Raw genomic sequence first — 21,282 nt, forward strand, 5'->3', positions numbered from 1 at the left:
GCAACCATCGTGTTTTTTTTATCTTTATTGTTCATAATTTGGTGTTAATTTGTTTTAAAACAGTAAATTTGACGCGACTTTTATAAAATTAAAAATTAAATGAGCGCATCACACAAGAACTTACATAGTAAGTTAACTTTCGGAGGTTTATTAATCACACTAGGGATAATTTATGGTGATATAGGAACCTCTCCTTTATATGTAATGAAAGCCATACTAGGCAAACATATAATTGATGCTGACATTGTTTTAGGTGGTATTTCATGTGTTTTTTGGACATTAACACTACAAACTACTATAAAATATGTGCTCATCACATTAAGTGCTGATAATCATGGCGAAGGTGGAATTTTTGCCTTATACGCTCTGGTTAAAAAAACAAAAATAAAGTGGTTAATCGTCCCCGCTATTATAGGAGGAAGTGCCTTACTTGCCGATGGTATTATTACACCACCAATATCGGTTTCTTCTGCTATTGAAGGAATTAAGACGTACTATCCGAGTATAAATACTGTTCCTATTGTTATAGCGATTTTATTCGTTTTATTTACAATACAGCAATTCGGAACCAAGTTAGTGGGTAAATTTTTTGCTCCAATGATGCTAATCTGGTTTACCATGCTTGGTGTTTTGGGAGTAATACAAATTGTACACCACCCTGAAGTTTTTAAAGCAATCAATCCTTATTACGCTTATCGTTTGTTATCTATCCATCCTGATGGTTTCTTTGTACTGGGCTTTGTATTCTTATGTACTACAGGAGCCGAGGCTTTGTACTCTGACATGGGACACTGTGGAAGAAAAAACATTCGTATTAGCTGGATATTTGTTAAATCGGCATTGGTTCTAAACTATTTTGGACAAGCTGCTTTTCTTATTCATCATGAAGGTCAAACGTTACAAGGTTTGGGCGGAAATGGAAATCCATTTTATTTAATCATGGCCGATTGGTTCCAACCTATCGGAATTGTTATCGCAACTCTTGCTGCAGTAATTGCTTCTCAAGCTCTTATTAGTGGTTCATTTACATTGATAAATGAAGCAATGCGATTGAATTTCTGGCCTAAAGTGAAGATAAAATATCCTACTGAGGTTAAAGGACAATTATACATTCCTTCTATCAACTGGTTGTTGTTCTTTGGTTGTGTTGGAATCGTATTGCACTTTGAAGAATCTGGAAAAATGGAGCATGCTTATGGTCTTGCAATTGTTTTATGTATGATCATGACAACTATTTTGCTTAATTTCTACTTGATTATGAAACGAGTAAAATTATACTTCATGGTTCCATTAATTACAATATACTTAGCAATCGAAATTAGTTTCTTAATTGCCAATGTAACTAAGTTTGCCGAAGGTGGTTACGTAACATTAATCATTGCTTCTGTTCTTATTTTGATTATGACAATTTGGTTCTTAGCTAAGAAAATCAATAAAAACTACACTAAGGTTATCAAAATTGAAGATTATAAAAAGGTGTTAATGGAATTGAGCGAAGATTTATCTATTCCGAAATATGCAACGCATTTAGTTTATATGACCAATGCTAGTCGTGTAGATGAACTTGAGGAAAAAGTTATTTACTCTATTTTGCAAAAACGCCCTAAAAGAGCCGACATCTATTGGTTTGTACACGTAAATATTTTAACTGAACCTTACAAAACACAGTATAAAGTAACCGAAATTGCTAAAGACGATATCTATAGAGTTGATTTTAATTTAGGATTTAGAGAACCTACCAAAATCAACTTGATGTTTAGAGAAGTTATTCGTGATATGGTAAAAAAAGGGGAAGTGGATATTACGAGCCGATACGAGTCTTTGAATAAAAATAATATTATTGGAGATTTCAAATTTGTACTATCTGAGAAATTCTTATCTAATGACAATGACTTAAGATGGCATGAAAATATTATCATGAACTCGTATTTCTTCATCAAGAAATTAAGTCTTTCTGAAGAACGCGCTTTTGGATTAGACAGTAGTTCTGTGAAAATTGAAAAATTCCCAATGGTGCTTCATGCTCCAGAAAACATAGGTTTAACTAGAGTACATTAAACCAAAATACACCTTACTTAAACACTCTTTTAATTCCTAAAAGAGTGTTTTTTTTTGGATGAAAAATATAAAAAGAACATTCAAAATTAAAAATTTAACTTTCAATCAATTAATAGTACCTTTGCAGCTCAATTATTTAAAATGAGATTACACAGAAATTTAGTTTATACGACCATCGATTCTTTAAATGCTATATTTAATGAAGGAGAATATGCAGATAAAGTGGTTGCAAGAGCATTAAAAAAAGACAAACGTTGGGGAAGTTCTGACAGGAAATTTGTCGCTGAAACGATATACGAAATAGTTCGTTGGAAAAGATTATATGGTGAAATTGCCGAAGTTAAAGAACCATTTGACAGAGATAACCTTTGGAGAATGTTCTCGGTATGGGCTGTATTAAGAGGATACCCAATTCCTGATTGGCGCCAGCTAGAAGGAACTCCTGAAAGAAAAATTAAAGGTCGTTTTGACGAGCTTTCTAAAATTAGAGCAATTAAAGAATCTATTCCTGATTGGATGGATGAATTAGGTGTAAAAGAATTAGGTGAAAAACTTTGGGCTACAGAAATTGCTGCTCAAAACCAGCCAGCTAAAGTTATACTTAGAGTAAATACTCTAAAAACTACCAAAGAGCAATTAAGGGCTACCTTGATGGATCTTAATATTGAAACTGAATTTTTAAAAGAACAACCAGATGCTTTAGTTCTTAAAGAAAGAGCCAATGTATTCTTAACTGATGCTTTTAAACAAGGTTTCTTTGAGGTTCAAGATGCTAACTCACAACGTGTAGCTGCTTTTCTAGATGTAAAACCTGGAATGCGTGTAGTTGATACTTGTGCTGGTGCTGGTGGAAAAACTTTGCATATTGCTTCTTTGATGGAAAACAAAGGGCAGTTAATTGCAATGGATTTATACGAAAGTAAACTGAAGCAATTAAAATTAAGAGCCAAACGTAATGGTGCTTTTAATATTGAGTACCGTATTATCGACACTACTAAGGTTATTAAGAAATTACACGAAAAAGCCGATAGAGTTTTAATCGATGCTCCTTGTAGTGGATTGGGTGTTTTAAAAAGAAACCCTGATGCTAAATGGAAATTGAAGCCTGAATTTATCGATAATATTCGTAAAGTTCAAGCTGAAGTTTTAGAAAGCTATTCTAAGATTGTAAAACCAGGTGGTAAATTAGTTTATGCTACTTGTTCTATTTTACCTTCTGAAAACCAAGAGCAAGTAGAGAAATTCTTAAAAACAGAAATTGGTAAGGAATTTACTTTTGTAAAAGACCACAAGATATTGGCTTCTGAGTCTGGATTTGATGGATTTTATATGGCTTTATTAGAGCGTAAAGAGGCTAAAGAATCGAAAGAAGTAGTTGCATAATTACTCCTTTGTCTGAACATAAAAAAAGAGCAACTTGTATAAGTTGCTCTTTTTTGTTTATCCCAACCAGCCATCACGATCTAAACTGCGATATTGTATTGCTTCGGCAATATGTGATGCTATAATACTTGGAGCTGCATCAAGATCAGCAATAGTTCTTGCTACTTTCAGAATTCGGTCGTAGGCTCTTGCTGAAAGATTCAGTCGCTCCATTGCCGTTTTTAATAATAATTTAGATTGTTCATCAAGTACACAAAACTCTCGAATTTGCTTTGTGTTCATTTGTGCATTGTAATTTATATTCTCTAATTCCTCAAATCGCTTTGCCTGAATTTCTCGTCCTGCTGTCACTCGCTCCCTAATATGCACGCTACTCTCTGCTTTATTATCATCTGCTAATTTTTCAAAAGGAACTGGTGTAACTTCTATATGAATGTCGATTCTATCCAGTAAAGGTCCTGAAACCTTACTTAAATACCGTTGCATCTCATGTGGAGATGATTTTTGTGGCGCATCAGGATCATTAAAAAATCCACTCGGACTAGGATTCATACTTGCTACAAGCATAAACGATGACGGATAGGTAACCGTAAACTTTGCTCTCGAAATTGTTACTTCTCTATCTTCTAGTGGCTGACGCATTACTTCTAATACATCTCTTTTAAACTCAGGTAATTCATCTAGAAACAAAACGCCGTTATGTGCCATCGAAATTTCTCCCGGTTGTGGGTAACTTCCTCCTCCGACTAAGGCTACATTTGAGATTGTATGATGAGGAGATCTAAAAGGCCTTTGGTTCATTAAGCCAACTTCTTTTAGTTTCCCAGCAACACTATGTATTTTGGTTGTTTCAAGTGCCTCTTTTAATGTCATTGGTGGCAAAATACTTGGCAATCGTTTAGCAAGCATTGTTTTCCCTGCTCCTGGTGGTCCAACAAGAATTATATTATGTCCGCCTGCTGCTGCAATCTCCATGCATCTTTTGATACTCTCCTGCCCTCTTACATCCGAGAAATCAAACTCTGGAAAATCCAACGTTTTATAAAATTCTGCTCTAGTATCGATTGTTGTCGCCTCTAAACTCCCTTTTCCTTCAAGAAAATCTATTACTTCTTGTACGTTCTCAACACCATAAACATCTAAGCCTGCTACTATTGCAGCTTCTTTTACATTTTGCTTTGGCAGAAAAAAACCTTTATATCCTTCTTCTTTTGCTTTTATTGCAATGGGCAAAGCACCTCTGATGGGCTGTAAACTTCCGTCAAGCGAAAGTTCTCCCATTATGATATACTTATCTATTTCGTTTGTTTTTATTTGGTCTGAAGCGACTAATATTCCAATTGCTAAAGTTAAATCATAAGCCGAGCCCTCTTTGCGTAAATCAGCTGGAGCCATATTTATAATGATTTTTTTGCCCGGCATCTTATACCCATTATTTTTTAAGGCAGCTGCTATCCTAAAACAACTTTCTTTAATGGCATTATCAGGCAAACCTACTAAATGATACCCAATTCCTGTATCCATATTTACCTCAACAGTTATCGTTGTGGCCTCAACACCAAAAACAGCACTTCCGTATACTTTAACTAACATAAATCTTATTCATTAAATTATTTTTAAAACTAATGAAAATAATTTAAAATTGTAGTTTTTGTATTACAAACTTACCCTCTTCTTTTAAATCCAAAACATTTGAAAGATCCCGAAGTAGTGATAAGATTTCATTTTGGCATTTAATAATAATCCTAAATGTGCAATAATTCTACATTATAGTCCATCTATCTTTAAAACCAAAGTTATCTATTTTGTTCCTGTAATTTAAAATATATTTTTCTAATCTATTAGCTTATATCTAAGTACGAATATTTTGCATATTTAAAATTCACCAAATACTTTCTTTTAATTTAATTATCAAACACTTATAAAATTAAAATTGAATGATATTTAAGTAAAAAAAATAGGACAACCTAACATTGAAGAATTAAATAAAAAAAAATAAAAAAATAAGAAAAAAGATTGAAACATATATTTTCATAAATACAAACGTATGTTTCAATAAAACAAACTCAATTATTGATTTAATGCGGTTTTAAAGCCTTTTGCAAGGTTATTTGTATTGTATGGTATTCCGTAATACATTTTAAAAAAGACGTCTTAAATCAAGTATTTTGAAAGTTTTCCGAATTTGTAATTTAAATATATATATCTTTGTAAGTATAAAAAACAAAAAAAGAGGCTAATCTTCACAGACAGCCTCGTAATTTAATTTTTAAGAAATCTAAAAACAAACAATTTTAAAATTATGACAAAAGACAAGAACTCGCTAAAGACCAGCCTAGGTTACATTAGAAAATTGAATATTAACTTAAATTTAAATACATGAAAACAAAAAAAAAGAATCAAAGTTTTTTAAATCCTAAAAAAAGACTTCGCTTATTCAGATTAACTAGACAAGTGATTGGGATAATACCCATTGTCCTTAGTCTAAAGGATTATTTTCAATTTTAAAAATTTCCCCAATAGTTCCAGCTATTGGGGTTTTTTTTGTTTGAAGCCAAAATTACAAATTTATTTTAAAAAACAATATTTACATCAAGAAATTTAACACCTTATAGAATATAAACTATTGATTTTCATATTAAAACAAAACTTAATAAAGGCAATAATTTATAGTGCCTTTTTAACTTGTAAAGTTAAAACTCTCACAATTCGGAGAACATCTTCAGAAGAAGAAGAAGAAGAAGAAGAACCTTAAACAGAAAAGCAGTACTTTTTGAAATACTGCTTTTGTTTTGATTGCTAAAATTGAGAATTAAAGTTAGCTATTGTTTGGTTAAGGTCATTTTGGTTTTTGGAAATAATTGTGGAGCTGCACCATTAGGGCAATATTGTTCAATTATAAAACCTTGTCTAGGAGTAAGAAACAGTTCCATAGTGGTATTATTTGTGTTTTTTGGTAACATAACAAATAATTCTCCCCCTTGTCCACATTGATATTGACGCCCTCCATAAGTTAAAACAAAATAGCTTTTGTCGAAATAATAACTTTTTGTAGTATAAGGGCTATCATCAGGCTCTGTTCTGGTATCTTCTAAAACAGTGCCATTTACATCTGTAATTAAATAACGCATTATTAATCCGTCTTCAGTTAATCTGTCGTCAGAGGTGGTTTTTTTTTGAAAGACTAATTCATAATTTTTACCATTATAATTTCCTTTCCAAGTACCAACATATTTATCTCGAATACCATTTACATCTTTTAAATAAGTGATACTTTCAGGAACATCTTTTTCTTCCCGCATGTATTCTGCTAACTTTTCTATTGGAACAGTGGATTGTGCTTTGCAGGATAAGTTGCATATAATCAGAATACATATAATAATTATCTTTTTCATCGTATTTGTTTTAAGTGTTATGGACATGGGGTTGTTGTTAGTTTATCTTTAACATCTAGAGTTTTCTGTGCAGAAGTACCATCATTCTCTATTTTAAACAATGAAATACCAGTGATACCATTTTCTTTCATGAATTTCAAAAAGCCAAGCTCTCTAGAGCTTTTATTCTTTCCCATTGTTTTCATATATTTATCATCTAGTGCTTTGTTAAAATTCAATCCTAGATTAAGATCACTATAAACCCCTTTAAATCGAAGGCTATAATTCCCTTTACTAGAAACCATAGTTCCATAAACATCTGATAAAGGAATTCCATTTTTATTGGCATTTACCAAAAGTACCATAAAAGATTGTACATCTGAAGGAGAAAACATTTTAATGGGTTGATTTATTAATGGATTACCGTCTGGATCTACAGTTCCAGAATCATAATCGTCAAGATGGGTATGCATATAACCAACGGTATTAGCATCGTATGGGAGCCTCATCGAATCACTACTTAAATTAGTAAGAGCTGTTAATGGTCCGTTCTTACTTTGCAAATAACCAGTTTCCATCTTTAGATTTGTTTTCTGACTTAATTCATCAATTTTGGATTTAAAATTAGCATTTGTATTTTGTTTTTTTAATTCATCACAAGGGTCAGCCTCATCAGTATTTGGAGGAGTGAAACCATCACCTCCGCCACCACTTCCACTTCCAGAATCCCAACTATAATCGCCAAAACCACCACCCGAATCATCTAAATCATGATATAAATATAGCCAAGGTGTTGCTGCATTAGGTCTGCGATAATTATTATCAATTGTAACTCCAGTTAACTTTTCTCCATTAAAAGGAGTCTCTTCACCTCCTTCTCTTTTAGTGATATTTTTTGTTGTTTTTTGAATTTGATATTGATAGACATAAATCCCATTCTCAACACGAAATCCATTTAAAAAATCACCATTGATGTTGCGAATCATAATTTTTCCAGAAAATTTCTCTGTCAAGATATCTTTATCTGAATACATGCTAAAAACGACCACTCTTAGTACACCACTTACCCTAGACATTAAAATCCTACTATACTCTTCTTTATTATTAGTTGATAGAGGGATAACCGTTAATAATTGGTCACTACCGTTTATTTTTTCCTGTGAGATAGCACTTAAATCAGGTAAGGTTAGTGTTTTTTTACCAGTTTTAGAATTACTATTAATAGAGTTTTGTTTTAGGAAAGAAACTGCCTCATTGACACCCACAGTTTGAATACTGCTTTCTTTCTTATCAAGCTCCTCTTCTACCTGACAATTGCTTAGTGTTAGTGCTAGAAAAAAAAGAATCAAAAACTTAAGAATATAGATTCCTGATTTATATTTTGTGTTTTGTTTCATAGTTTTTTGAATTATTCAATTAGAAAATATTGAACAAATGTAGATTATGAAAGCAATAAATAAAATACCCACTTTTAGTGATATTATAAAAAATATACTACAACTTAATAGGGCTATTTTATTATAGTTGAAAAAATGAAATGTACATTTTCATATACTGGAAATATCCCCAAAAGCCTAGTAAATATTGAGGTTTAACAAGTAATTCTTTGTATTGTACAAAAAAAATGAAATGTACATTTTGAAAAATAAATGACGTGAATATCTACCATAAAACCCTTATAAAGGCTTTTAGTATATGTTATTAAGTCAATGGGGTGCCTAATGGGTATACTCAAAAATTATCTAAACTGTTTATTTTCAATATAAAACTGAAAAGCAAAATGTATATTTCATTTTAGTTTTGTGTACATTTCATTTTTTCGCTCATATTAGTCAGTTTAGCCCCCTCTAAATTACAAGAATGAAAAGTAATATCAACCATAGTATTAAACTTAAACATTTCTTCAGGAGTTAATGAATTATATTTTTCTAGTAGTTTTTCCATACTTATTTAGACATTTCACTTTTGTTCATTTCATAACTATAAAACTTATCCGCTTTTTTAGAAACCCAAACATTTGAGACCTCACAAAACAGTGGTAGGATTTCGTATTGGTATTTAATTTAAAATATCTACTTTCAAAAACAAAATTATTTATTTTGTTACTGTAATATAAAATATATTTTCAAAATCTGTTAGTTTATATCTAAATTCTAGCATTTTGTAAACTTCTAATTTACAAAACCTCCTTAAAGAATGTTAAATTTATTTATGCTTTTTTTTTTAGCTGTTGATTAAAAACAGACATCTCTAAAACTAAATTTCTTTCTCCTACTCTCTCATTACCTCCAAAAGTTAATTTTCATTATCGACATACGATTTATACTATTTTTGAAGTAATTCGTCAATATTAAGCCCATCATTTTCAGTAGTATCAATGATGAATTTATATATAATCTGCTTATCAACTGTCACATAATATCCAAGAGATTTTAAAAAATCAGAAATAAGCTTTGGTTGTTTTGCTTTTCTAGTACCTCTTATAAAAGTTATAACATTATGATAATTTAAGTTATGAACCCGACAATGATTCATGAGCTTATTATCTTTTACAAGATCATTTGATAGTTCTTTTGCAAGTCTAATTGCATCTACATAGTTTAATACTTTCATTTTAAAATAATCTTAATTATACTAATTTATGTTGGCATTCATCTAATGCTTTAATTTTATTTTAAAATCCTCAGTTATGATTGAGAATAATAAAAATTCTTTCTAAAAACTTTCTTTTAATAATAATTTTCGTTTTCACTAAAGATACCATTATTAAAAGCAAAACAATTGTACATATTGTCTTTAATACTACCCAAGGATATTTTTCTTAAATTTCTTCGGAAAGAAAACTTTTCAAAAAATCATTTTTTTTCTTCGCATAATTTTTTATCACTTACTAATATGATATTATTAACAACTTATGTAAATTATCATTTACTAATGTATTTGACAGCAGCTGCTATCCTAAAACAACTTTCTTTAATGGCATTATCAGGCAAACCTACTAAATGATACCCAATTCCCGTATCCATATTTACCTCAACAGTTATCGTTGTGGCCTCAACACTAAAAACAGCACTTCCGTATACTTTAACTAACATATTTGTTTATTTATGATAGGTAAAAATATTCAAATATAAATCAAAAAAGCACTTATTTGTAAATTAAATATTACAAATAAGTGCTTTTATTAAATCCAGAATGCAAAAACTCTCGGGTTACAATTCTATACTAAGCGATAAAATTCTACATAAAATCGTAAAAAACACTGACCTAAAGAGTAATCACTAAAGTACAATCTAATGACTATACTTCCTTTCTCATTTGTACAGAATGTTTTGAGAAACCTACCTTTTCATATGCTTTTATGGCCGATTCATTGGCTTGATATACTTCTAAGCGAAGTTCTGTAATTCCTTTTGAAGTAGTCCATTCAGTCAGTCTTTCAATTATTTTATGAATCACACCCAAACCACGGTATTTGGGATCAACATACATAAACCCTAAATAACCATATTGCGCATATTTAACATATACTTTCGCATGGTCTATTCTTGCATAACCACAACCGATAACTTCTCCGTCTACTTCTGCAACGAGTAATTCTACTTCTGTTGAAGTTATCATTTTATCAATGTCATAATAAGTAACATCTGACGATTTTAATGTCGGGTCAAATGGTCTTTCGGCTTTTATTAATTCTTGCTCAAAAAAAAGAAGCTTCTTCATATCATCAAGGGAAGCAGTGCGTATAATTGTATCATTCAGTTTCATAATATTCTTCATTATTTTAGAAAACAATTGAGCAATGTATCAAAACATTCTGAGAAATACAATATCAAAACAAATACTACAAAAGGTTTAATGCAGTACTCATTTTATACTAACAGTAAATAGACACTTAAAGAAACATATTTTTTGTATCCTTAATCCTCTTCAACAGCTATTATTGTGGCATCAATACCAAAAAGAGTATTTCTGAATACTTTAACTAACCCCTCTACTTTATTTATGATAGTAAAAGTATTTGAAAACTAAAACGCTCTATTCTCTCAATAAAAGGAGAGAATAGAGCGTTTAAAGCCTTTTGAGGCCTATAGCTACTACCAATTGGTATCATAATAAAAGATACTCTCAGAGAGGCAATCTTATTATTATTTTGCAGATCCCAAATAAAAATTAAAAAAGGTGCCACCACCACCCTTACCAATATGAGTAATGATAATTTCATCAAACCAAGACCCTCCAACATTGTAAAGAGCCCCAGCCGTAGTAGAACCACTAGATTTGGTAATTTGTGTTCCCGAAACAGTAAACTGAGTATTACAATTTTGAGAATAAGCTGTGGACAACGCTATAACTCCTGGCACTATAACTCCATTGAGTTTTAAAACATAACTAACTCCCTCACCTAGATCAATAGCATTTTGGTATACTTTTAGATTACTTACAGACCTATTAAATTTAATAGTCATGGAAGAAGAAGAATTGTTATAACCAAGCCACCACAATTTATTACTATCGTTTATAGTGACCCCACAATGAGTATATTGAGCAGAGCTGGTATTAATATTAGTATAACCACTAAATGTAGCGCTAACCTGTTGCTCATTTACTGTCCCACTTATAATGCTACCACTACTTGTAAATGGCAACTTAAGCCCTATAGGATTAGCTGACATATCTGGTGCAGGAGGAAAAGAATCCTTAAAAGTAATACTCTTATTGCAAGTTGATGTATCCATTTTAAGCACAAATGCAAAATCTCCAGATGCATCAGGGGTTCCTGTGGCTGTCAAGGTAATATTCTGTACTCCTGTTGCATTGAATATACCATTCCCGCTAAAAGCAATTCCATTTGCTACATCAGAAAAAGCACTCCATGGGCCTACCTCCGTTACCGTAACTAATAAGGTAAGCGTATTTTGAGCAGTCATTTTTTCACCTTTTTCATAAGCTCCACTCACTATTCCAGCACTGCAATCTTTAAAGACACCGCTTCCTGAATTAGTACATTGTCCGATCCACTTAGTCCCATTCCAGTATTGAAGGCAGTTAAGATCACTGTTATAAATCATCAATCCTGCTGGTTTTGAATCAATCGCATCTCTTTGGATTGTTGTAAGTCTTGGTGGAAGAAATCCTTTAGACGTAGAAAACACCTCAAGAACCGCACCTTCATTTGGTGTCTTAGTATTAATTCCTGTGCTTGATTCCTGAGCAAAGCTCGAAAAACTTATCCCAATTAGGATTAGTAGCACTAATTTAATTCTTACTTTCTTTTTTTTATTACATAACAACTTTGTTATTGTTACAACATTACACTTTCCATTCATAATTGATACATTTTAATTATTTTATCATAGATATATCAATCTACTTAATGTAATTATATACAAACGTTGTTTTAATAATCTTTAAAATTAGATTATCAAAAATAGCACATATATGAATCTACTTAACTTAGAGACATTACATTTAGAAGTCCAAAAAAAATATTTTTCCTTCAAGTAAAAAGGGGGGAGGGAGATATTCAATAATTATAAGTAAAAAGTAAGATCAATAATGCAAAACTATCTCTAATTACTTCAAAATTATTTTGCTCAAAAATAGCATTTTTTTTATTATTAAAGAATTATCTTCTTTAAACATTAAAAACAGTCATTATTTTTCTTTCATTTTATAAATAAAGGAAAACATCTAATAAAAACTTAAAATAATTCATTTCTCTTATTTACAGAATACTTCTACTATTATTTTTTTCGATTACTATATGTACAGGATAAAATCAATTAAAAAGTCAGCTAATGGAAATCTAAAATTATGACTGCATTAATTCCACTTTCCATCATACAGATTTTAGCTACAAATTGCATTCTAGCAATTAAAAATTACTTTTTTATTTATCCATAGAAAGCCCTCATTTTACAATCAAATATCAATAAAACTAGCCTTCTTGATATTTGCTAAAAACAAAATAAACGGCCTTTTTTAGTCATTTTACGGTTATTATTCCTTAAATTGCAAAAATATCTATCACTTTTTTAGTCAAAATTATTATTTGCCATTTATCAAATATTATTTTACCTATCTGGAATCTGACTATAAAAAACGTGTCAATTTGCAATTTGTATTGCATCTTTTGCCCATCGAAAAAATTTCATAATCGGGCTCAAATAATCGAAAAAGAATAACATAATGGAATTCAAAATAATTACTCCTGAACAAGAAGAGGATAAAACTTTTACCAATAAAATTATCGCCAAATTTCTTCATTCGCATCTAGAACAATATGGCGATACAATCGAAGACATCCTTAAATGTATTGCTTATGCAATGAACCCTGCTAAAGGGGGGACAATCGTTCTTGGACTAGATGAAGAAAAAATTGTAGGCGCCTGTATCTTAAACAATACTGGAATGAAAGATTACATTCCTGAAAACATACTTGTATATATTGCCGTTGATCAATCTCAAAGAGGCAAAGGCTACGGAAAAAAATTAATGGAAAAAGTAATTGCTATTTCCGAAGGAAATATCGCTTTGCACGTAGAACCCGATAATCCGGCTAAAATTTTATACGAAAAACTAGGTTTCACAAATAAATACCTCGAAATGCGTTTGAATAAATAAACGGCAAACTATTAATTCAAATAAAAAAGAAAAGGAACGCAATGGCATTCATCAAATTATACCGTAAAAAATTAGAAGAGAATTATACCTTTCTCAACAACATTTTCATTTCCAAAAATATCAAATGGGGAGTTGTTTCTAAACTTTTATGTGGAAACAAAATATACCTTAAGGAAATAATCGCTTTAGGAGTTACCGAAATTCATGATTCACGAGTTAGTAACCTCCGAAAAATTAAATCATTAGATCCAAACATTCAAACTGTTTACATTAAACCTCCTGCAAAACGAAGCATTGCAAGCATTGTAAAATATGCAGATGTTAGTTTTAATACTGAAATTTACACTATACAATTGCTCTCGGCTGAAGCTGTTAAACAGAATAAAATCCATAAAATCATTATCATGATTGAGATGGGTGATTTGCGTGAAGGTGTAATGGGCGAAGATTTAATTGCCTTTTATGGTCAAATCTTAACTTTGCCAAATATCGAAATTCGCGGTATTGGCACTAATCTTAATTGCTTGAGTGGTGTAATGCCTACCCAAGACAAACTAATTCAGTTAAGTTTATACAAGCAACTTATCGAAGCTAAATTTAACATTAGTATTCCGTGGGTTTCTGGTGGAACTTCGGTTGCATTGCCTTTAATAATAAAGAATGCTAGACCAATGGAGGTAAATCATTTCAGAATTGGTGAAGCATTATTCTTCGGAAAGGATTTATTTACTGGCGAAACAATTGAAGGCATGCACAATGATGTATTTAAACTCTATACTGAAATTATTGAAATAACCGAAAAACCTGATACTCCAACGGGGGAATTAGGTGAAAATGTTGCTGGAAATACTTTTTCTATGAATGATACCGAAGATTTCGGAGGAACTTCTTTGCGAGCAATTCTAGATATTGGCTTACTTGATATGCAACCTCAGTACTTAGAACCCGATGATGCAGAAATTAGCATTGTTGATGCCAGCTCGGATATGTTGGTGATTGACATTTCTAAATCAAAAAAAGAATATAAAATTGGTGACTTAGTATCGTTTAATATCAAATATATGGGTGCACTATATCTTTTGAATTCTGATTATATCGAAAAAACTATAGAGTAAAATATAAAAAGCGAGATGAATATCATCTCGCTTTTTATTTACCGCTACCTCAATATCTCTATTTAGCAGCCCATATTTCGATTTCTAATTTAATCTCTGGTAGTCCCAATGCTGAAATATATCCTACAGTCATTGATGGATATACTTCTCCAAAAAATGCATTCCAAACAGCGTAAAAAGCATCCCAATCTATTTCTTCGGTTGCCCAGATATTCACTTTTATAACATCATCGGCTTCCAATTCTTGGCTTTCCAAAACAGCCTTTATATTTTCAAAAGTATTTACTACCTGCTCATTAAAATTTCCTGGCAACTTACCGTCTTTACTAGTCCCTATTTGACCTGAAAAAGTATAAATATCAGCATTACCTGAAATCTTTGTAACATGCGAATAGTTCCCCACTGGTGCTGCTAATGTACTTGGGTTTGATCTTGTTACTGCTTTTATCCTTTTGTTTTCATTCATTTCGTTTTTCTTTTCTTTTTCTAATAATTATTAAATTTTGGTGATCTTAATTTCTTAAAATAATTCCAAGCCTAACAAACTTAAAGAATACAATTATAAAACTAATGGGCGTTTTAAAACTTTTAACTTACCATATTGCTAGGAAAAACAGCCAAAATAGACACATACATTTAATAACCAAGCTCTTATTAAATTTTCCATTTTAATTCATATATTCGTTTAGCAAAATTATTGCAATCAAAAATCAAAAAACTTTATCAATCAATCAAATCTGAGTAATTATGAAAAACACATTACATCCCCCGAAAAACAAGAATTTATTCTTTAATTACAAGTTCATTTTTTTTCTAATTCTGTCTTTTACTTTTACAATAAATGCAAACAGTCAACAAAAGAAAATAACTGAAAAATTTAAAAAAGAAACCGTTTTAAAAATCGATTCTTTATTCCAAAAAAATTATGTATTCCCTGACAAGGCCAAATTAATTGGGGATCATTTAAAAAACTCTTATAAACAAGGTGTCTTTAAAAAATATGATTTATTAGATTCTTTTGCAGCGGCATTAACAAAAGAAGTTCGTTTCATCAATAACGACAAACATCTAAGGGTTAAACCTAAATTCATTCCTGCAGAAGAAAAGAAAGATTTAAGTAAAAATTACTATGAAATTTATCTTCATAATTTTACTGATAATCGCAAACTAGCAAATGGTTTTAGAGAGGCTAAAATTATAGATGGAAATATCGGATATCTTAATTTCAAATTTTTTATAGACGATACTGAAAAAACAATTGATTCTTATATGAATCTACTAGCTAGCACTGATGCTATCATTATAGACTTAAGAACCAATGGTGGTGGTAGCCCAAAAACAGTACAGTATTTATGCAGTTATTTCTTTAATGCTCCCCTATTATTAAATACGTTATATTTTAGAAAAGACAACTTTACTGAGGAATTTTGGGTAAAAGATGTAAACGGAAAAAAGATGCTTGATGTTCCTTTGTTCGTTCTTACTGGTCCAAAAACTTTTTCGGGAGCAGAAGAATTCAGCTATAATATGCAGACACAAAAAAGAGCAACCTTAGTTGGTGAAACAACTGGAGGTGGCGCTAATCCTGGTGACATTTTTGAAGTTAATAATCTGTTAGAAACATTCATTGCTACGGGAACTGGTATAAATCCCATAACAAAAACGAACTGGGAAGGCACGGGTGTAGTCCCTGAATATAAAACGACCGCCGATGCAGCTTATGATAAAGCTGTAGAATTAGCAAAAAAAGCAGCTCAAGATTATAGAGATAAAAAGGCTGCCGAAGCCAAAAAACTATATCAAGAACTACAAACTACTATTGCTCAACAAACAAAACCTCTTAACGAAGCTGATGCAGCTAAAATGGATAAACAACTATTTGATGTTATAAAAAAACTAACTGAATCTGAATTATACAAAGAAGAAGACATCGATTTTTTATCTTCAGAATATAGTAAAACAAAGCCTTTTATAACTGAGTCTATCTTAAAAAGCAATACGGAGTTGTATCCCAACTCTCCAATGGCTTTTTTAAAGTATGGAGATGTTCTTGAAGAAAATGGTAAAAAAAGTAATGCAGCAGCCGTTCTAAAAAAAGCTATAGAAATTGCTACAGTAATCAAAGCGCCCTATATAGAAGGCTTAAAAGCTCGCTATGAAAGCATCTTAAAGGGCAGCTAACAACAGCCCTAATCTATATCAAAATAAATCAATAGCATTTATTAATATTTTATTCTTTTAAAACTTGATTAAGTATTAATATTTGCTATTTTTATGAAAAAATAACCTATATATTTATGAAAAAAGCCTTATTATTGCTCTTTTTGAGCACTATTTTAACAAAAATACACGCCCAAGATTATTTCCCCAATAATGAGAGTATTCACAGTAAAAACAATAATTATACGGTTTTTACCAATGCAACTATTTATGTTACCCCAACACAAAAAATAGAAAAAGGTACTTTACTCATTCAAGATGGAAAAGTAATAGGTGCCGGAAATAATATCGCTATTCCCAAAAACAGCGTTACAATTAATCTAGAAGGAAAAACAATTTATCCTTCGTTCATAGATATTTATACTTCGTTTGGAGTAGAAAAACCAAAAGGTAATTCTGGAGGACGTAACCCTTTATATGACACCAAAAGAGTTGGATATTATTGGAATGAGAGTATTCGCTCAGAAGTAAATGCATACGAAAGCTTTAAATATGACCAACCTAAAGCCGAAGAACTACTAAAAGCAGGTTTTGGAGTAGTTGGAACTCACATTCCTGATGGAGTGGCTCGTGGAACTGGTGTTTTAATAGCATTAAATAATAATGAAAGTAGTACCCGCATACTATCTAATAAAGCAACCAATCATTTTGGATTTACACGAAGTGTAACAACTAATCAAGCGTACCCAAGTTCTTTAATGGGAACTATGGCATTGCTTCGCCAAATGTATTTGGATTTAGATTGGTATAAAAAAGGCAATTCGACTACCAAAGACCTATCATTAGAAGCCTTAGCCAGTAATGATAAATTAACACAAATATTTACTACAGAAGATAAATTGAACAGCTTAAGAGCTGCCAAAATAGCCAAAGAGTTTGGATTAAATTATGTGTTAAAAGGATCAGGAAATGAGTTTGAAAGAATTGAAGAAATCAAGAAAACAAATTCACAATTTATTATTCCAATAAATTTCCCAGAAGCATACGATGTTTCAAATCCATATCAATCAAATCAATTAGAATTAGCCGACTTGCGCTTTTGGAATCAAGCTCCAACAAATCTAAAAGTTCTTTCTGACAACGGAGTTGTTTTTGCTTTGACAACTGATAAATTGAAGAAAACGGAAGATTTTAAAACTAATTTGATAAAAGCAATTAAGTACGGTTTTGATAAAACAAAAGCCTTAGAAGCCTTAACAACTATCCCTGCTGCTATATTAGGTAGAAGCAATGAAATAGGAAGTTTAAAAAATGGCAGCTATGCAAATTTTGTAATTACTTCTGGAGAAATATTTGATGAGAAAACCGTTTTATATGAAAACTGGGTTCAGGGAAGTAGATATGTAGTTACTGATGTTAATACAAAAGACATTCGTGGTAATTATGATTTAACAATCGATGCTACAACTTATAAATGGAAAATCGACGGTACAATTAATGCTCAAAAATCGGAGGTAACAACTGCTGACTCTAAAAAGGCTGAAGCTACATTTTCTGTTTCAAACAATTGGGTTTCCTTATTAATTAGATCTAAAGATTCTACTAAAGCTGATTACACACGATTAACTGGACTTATAGAAGACACTCAAAAACTTTCTGGAAAAGCCATTTTACCTAATGGAAATGAAACGCAGTGGACAGCAATAAAAACGGCTCCATTTACAACTGAGAAAGATTCTGCTAAAACAGAAAAACTAAATCCAATAATGCCAGTTACTTTCCCAAACATTGCTTTTGGTAACTCAAAAAAATTAACTGCACAGACTATATTATTTAAAAACGCCACTGTTTGGACTAACGAAAAAGAAGGAATCCTAGAAGAGACTGATGTCTTAATCAAAAATGGAAAAATAGCTGCTATAGGAAAAAATTTATCCGATGCATCAGCAACTGTTATTGATGCAAAAGGCAAACACATCACTAGTGGTATTATTGATGAACATTCGCACATTGCAATATCAAATGGTGTAAATGAAATGGGACACAACTCTACTGCAGAAGTAACTATTGAAGATGTTGTAAACTCTGAAGACATTAATATTTATAGAGATTTGGCAGGTGGAGTTACAATCTCACAATTATTACATGGATCTGCCAATCCAATTGGTGGCCGCTCAGCAATTGTAAAATGGAAATGGGGACAGCCTGCAGATGAAATGTTATACAAAAATCAACCTAAATTTATCAAATTTGCCTTGGGTGAAAACGTAAAACAATCTAATTGGGGAATCACAAATCCTACTCGTTTTCCACAAACAAGAATGGGTGTTGAACAAGTTTTTACCGATTATTTCCAACGTGCAAAAGAATATGATGCTTCTTGGAAAAAATACAATTCAGGTTCTAAGAAAGGAAAAGCTCCTAGAGTTGATCTAGAATTACAAACCATTGCCGAAATCTTAAACAAAGAGCGTTTTATTACTTGTCACTCTTATATAGAATCGGAGATTTTAATGTTAATGAACGTTACTGAAAAATTTAATTTTAAAGTAAACACTTTTACTCATATTCTTGAAGGGTACAAAGTAGCTGATAAAATGAAAGAACACGGAGTGGGCGCTTCAACTTTCTCTGATTGGTGGGCATACAAATTTGAAGTTAACGATGCAATCCCTTTTAATGGTCCAATTATGCACAATGAAGGAATTGTAGTTGCCTATAACTCAGATGATGCTGAAATGTCTAGAAGATTAAATCAAGAGGCTGCCAAAGCTGTAAAATATGGTAATATATCTGAAGAAGAAGCATGGAAATTTGTTACGCTCAATCCAGCAAAATTATTACACATCGATGATAAAGTGGGTAGTTTAAAAATAGGAAAAGATGCTGATGTTGTATTATGGAGCACTAATCCGTTATCTATTTATGCTAAAGCAGAAAAAACAATTATTGAGGGTGTAGTATATTATGATATTCTAAAAGAAACGGAACAAGAGCTAGCCATAACGAAAGAAAGAAGCGATCTGATAGGGCAATTGCTACAAGAAAAAAACAAAGGAGCAAGTACTCAACAACCAAAAAAGAAAGAGAAAAAAGAATATCACTGTGATACTTTAGAACAATAAAATCAAAAGATTCACAAATAGAAAAACAGAGAACTATGATAAGTAAAAACATATATATTTTACTATTGGCATTTTGCATGCCAATAGTTATAATAGCGCAGCAAACTCCTGCTCCAAAACAAACAAAATCAGTTTTAATCCTAAATGCTACTGCGCATCTAGGCAATGGAACAGTGATAGAGAATAGTGCTATCGGATTTAAAGATGGAAAAATAACATTGGTAGCAGATTCTAAAACAATCAGACTGGCAGCTAATGCATATGATACCACAATTGACGCTAGTGGAAAACATGTGTATCCAGGATTTATTGCTCCAAATTCAACATTAGGACTTGTAGAAATTGATGCTGTAAAATCATCTAATGATGATGAAGAAATTGGAAGTTTCAATCCTAACGTGAGAAGTGTTATTGCCTATAATTCTGAGTCTAAAGTAATAGAAACTGTTCGTCCTAACGGAATTTTAATCGCTCAGGTTACTCCTCGTGGCGGAAGAATTTCTGGTACCTCATCTATAGTACAATTAGATGCATGGAGTTGGCAAGACGCTATACTAAAAGAAAACGACGGAATTCATCTTAATTTCCCTCCTAGCTTTAAAAAAAGTGGCTCTTGGTTTGAGCCTGGTCCTATTGAAGCCAACAAAGATTATGTACCCCAAATTGAAGAAATCAATGCTTTTTTAATTAACTCTAAAGCTTATTTAGGTGCTGAACCTAAAGAAAGGAACTTGATTTTTGAATCAATGAAAGGTCTTTTTGATGGAACTCAAACATTGTTTATTCATGCCAATGGAGAAAAACAAATCATTGATGCTATAAAATTAACTCGTGATAATAAAATACAAAAAGTAGTTATTGTTGGTGGTTATGAAGCATACAAAACTGCCGATTTATTACAAAAAAACAATATCGGAGTATTACTAAGACGTGTTCACGATATGCCACAAAGCGATGATCAAGATGTTAACCTACCGTATAAAATGGCTAAAATATTAACCGATAAAGGTATTTTGGTTGGTTTAGAAAATAGTGGTGACAACGAGCGAATGAATACTCGAAACTTAGCATTCTTAGCAGGTACATGTGCTGCTTATGGCTTAGATAGAGAACAAGCATTACAATTAATAACATCTAATACTGCTAAACTATTAAATATAGATGAACTTTGCGGAACATTAGAAACTGGAAAAGATGCTACTCTATTTATCTCTGAAGGGGATGCATTAGATATGAAAACTAATAAACTAACCAATGCTTTTATACAAGGAAGAATGATTAGCCTAGAAACGCATCAAACTAAACTATATAAGAAATATAAAGAAAAATACAATCAGAAGTAAAACGCTACTGATATATTACGATCAAGTAAAAGGTCCTAAACGAATTGTTCGTTTAGGACCTTTTCATTTAGAATACTTAAATCTTACGGTTGTAAAG

15 protein-coding genes and 1 pseudogene are annotated in these 21,282 nt (G+C 31.5%); 7 read left to right on the forward strand and 9 right to left on the reverse strand.

Features of this window, described 5'->3' with window-relative positions; all coding sequences use genetic code 11:
- Positions 1-99: 99 nt before the first annotated feature.
- Both LNQ49_RS06135 and LNQ49_RS06140 read left to right on the forward strand, forming a co-directional pair.
- Positions 100-2,058 carry a KUP/HAK/KT family potassium transporter gene (locus LNQ49_RS06135; protein WP_229987797.1) on the forward strand — a complete coding sequence of 653 codons (1,959 nt, stop codon included), beginning with the start codon at positions 100-102 and terminating at the stop codon, positions 2,056-2,058.
- A 141-nt stretch (positions 2,059-2,199) separates the two neighbouring features.
- Positions 2,200-3,441 (forward strand): RsmB/NOP family class I SAM-dependent RNA methyltransferase, encoded by a 1,242-nt coding sequence (locus tag LNQ49_RS06140; protein WP_229987798.1) that lies wholly within the window; start codon positions 2,200-2,202, stop codon positions 3,439-3,441.
- Positions 3,442-3,498: 57 nt separating this feature from the next.
- Here LNQ49_RS06140 and LNQ49_RS06145 read toward each other — a convergent pair whose 3' ends face one another.
- From LNQ49_RS06145 to LNQ49_RS06180, 8 genes and pseudogenes are all read right to left on the reverse strand, one after another.
- Positions 3,499-5,034 (reverse strand): YifB family Mg chelatase-like AAA ATPase, encoded by a 1,536-nt coding sequence (locus tag LNQ49_RS06145; protein ID WP_229987799.1) that lies wholly within the window; start codon positions 5,032-5,034, stop codon positions 3,499-3,501.
- A gap of 1,229 nt (positions 5,035-6,263) precedes the next feature.
- A complete protein-coding gene (locus LNQ49_RS06150; protein WP_229987800.1) occupies positions 6,264-6,836 on the reverse strand; it encodes a DUF6705 family protein in 573 nt (190 codons plus the stop codon).
- 17 nt (positions 6,837-6,853) lie between these two features.
- The gene (locus tag LNQ49_RS06155; RefSeq protein ID WP_229987801.1) at positions 6,854-8,212 is read right to left on the reverse strand and encodes a hypothetical protein; all 1,359 of its coding nucleotides are present in this window, start codon (positions 8,210-8,212) and stop codon (positions 6,854-6,856) included.
- Between the two features lie 397 nt (positions 8,213-8,609).
- Complete coding sequence (locus tag LNQ49_RS06160) at positions 8,610-8,759, reverse strand: hypothetical protein (RefSeq protein ID WP_229987802.1); 150 nt, start codon at positions 8,757-8,759, stop codon at positions 8,610-8,612.
- 381 nt (positions 8,760-9,140) lie between these two features.
- On the reverse strand, positions 9,141-9,428 hold the full coding sequence (locus tag LNQ49_RS06165; protein WP_229987803.1) for a hypothetical protein: 288 nt from the start codon (positions 9,426-9,428) through the stop codon (positions 9,141-9,143).
- Positions 9,429-9,754: 326 nt separating this feature from the next.
- Positions 9,755-9,910, reverse strand: a pseudogene (locus LNQ49_RS06170) (YifB family Mg chelatase-like AAA ATPase); the annotation flags it as partial.
- 205 nt (positions 9,911-10,115) lie between these two features.
- Entirely contained in the window at positions 10,116-10,595 is a 480-nt protein-coding gene (locus LNQ49_RS06175) for a GNAT family N-acetyltransferase (RefSeq protein ID WP_229987804.1), read from the reverse strand.
- 368 nt (positions 10,596-10,963) lie between these two features.
- Positions 10,964-12,145: a hypothetical protein gene (locus LNQ49_RS06180; RefSeq protein ID WP_229987805.1), complete on the reverse strand. Its 1,182-nt coding sequence runs from the start codon at positions 12,143-12,145 to the stop codon at positions 10,964-10,966.
- Positions 12,146-13,007: 862 nt separating this feature from the next.
- Here LNQ49_RS06180 and LNQ49_RS06185 point away from each other — a divergent pair.
- Positions 13,008-13,442: a GNAT family N-acetyltransferase gene (locus tag LNQ49_RS06185; protein ID WP_229987806.1), complete on the forward strand. Its 435-nt coding sequence runs from the start codon at positions 13,008-13,010 to the stop codon at positions 13,440-13,442.
- A gap of 41 nt (positions 13,443-13,483) precedes the next feature.
- Positions 13,484-14,557, forward strand: a complete 1,074-nt coding sequence (locus tag LNQ49_RS06190; protein ID WP_229987807.1) for an alanine/ornithine racemase family PLP-dependent enzyme — start codon at positions 13,484-13,486, stop codon at positions 14,555-14,557.
- A gap of 58 nt (positions 14,558-14,615) precedes the next feature.
- Here LNQ49_RS06190 and LNQ49_RS06195 read toward each other — a convergent pair whose 3' ends face one another.
- A complete protein-coding gene (locus tag LNQ49_RS06195) occupies positions 14,616-15,023 on the reverse strand; it encodes a RidA family protein (RefSeq protein WP_229987808.1) in 408 nt (135 codons plus the stop codon).
- A gap of 281 nt (positions 15,024-15,304) precedes the next feature.
- On the opposite strand from LNQ49_RS06195, the gene LNQ49_RS06200 reads away from it, so the two are divergent.
- From LNQ49_RS06200 to LNQ49_RS06210, 3 genes are all read left to right on the forward strand, one after another.
- Positions 15,305-16,738: a S41 family peptidase gene (locus LNQ49_RS06200; protein ID WP_229987809.1), complete on the forward strand. Its 1,434-nt coding sequence runs from the start codon at positions 15,305-15,307 to the stop codon at positions 16,736-16,738.
- Positions 16,739-16,854: 116 nt separating this feature from the next.
- Complete coding sequence (locus tag LNQ49_RS06205) at positions 16,855-19,842, forward strand: amidohydrolase family protein (RefSeq protein WP_229987810.1); 2,988 nt, start codon at positions 16,855-16,857, stop codon at positions 19,840-19,842.
- Between the two features lie 35 nt (positions 19,843-19,877).
- A complete protein-coding gene (locus LNQ49_RS06210) occupies positions 19,878-21,185 on the forward strand; it encodes an amidohydrolase family protein (protein ID WP_229987811.1) in 1,308 nt (435 codons plus the stop codon).
- Positions 21,186-21,282 lie beyond the last annotated feature (97 nt).

The sequence above is a fragment of the Flavobacterium pisciphilum genome (assembly GCF_020905345.1).
In the GTDB taxonomy this organism is placed as follows: domain Bacteria; phylum Bacteroidota; class Bacteroidia; order Flavobacteriales; family Flavobacteriaceae; genus Flavobacterium; species Flavobacterium pisciphilum.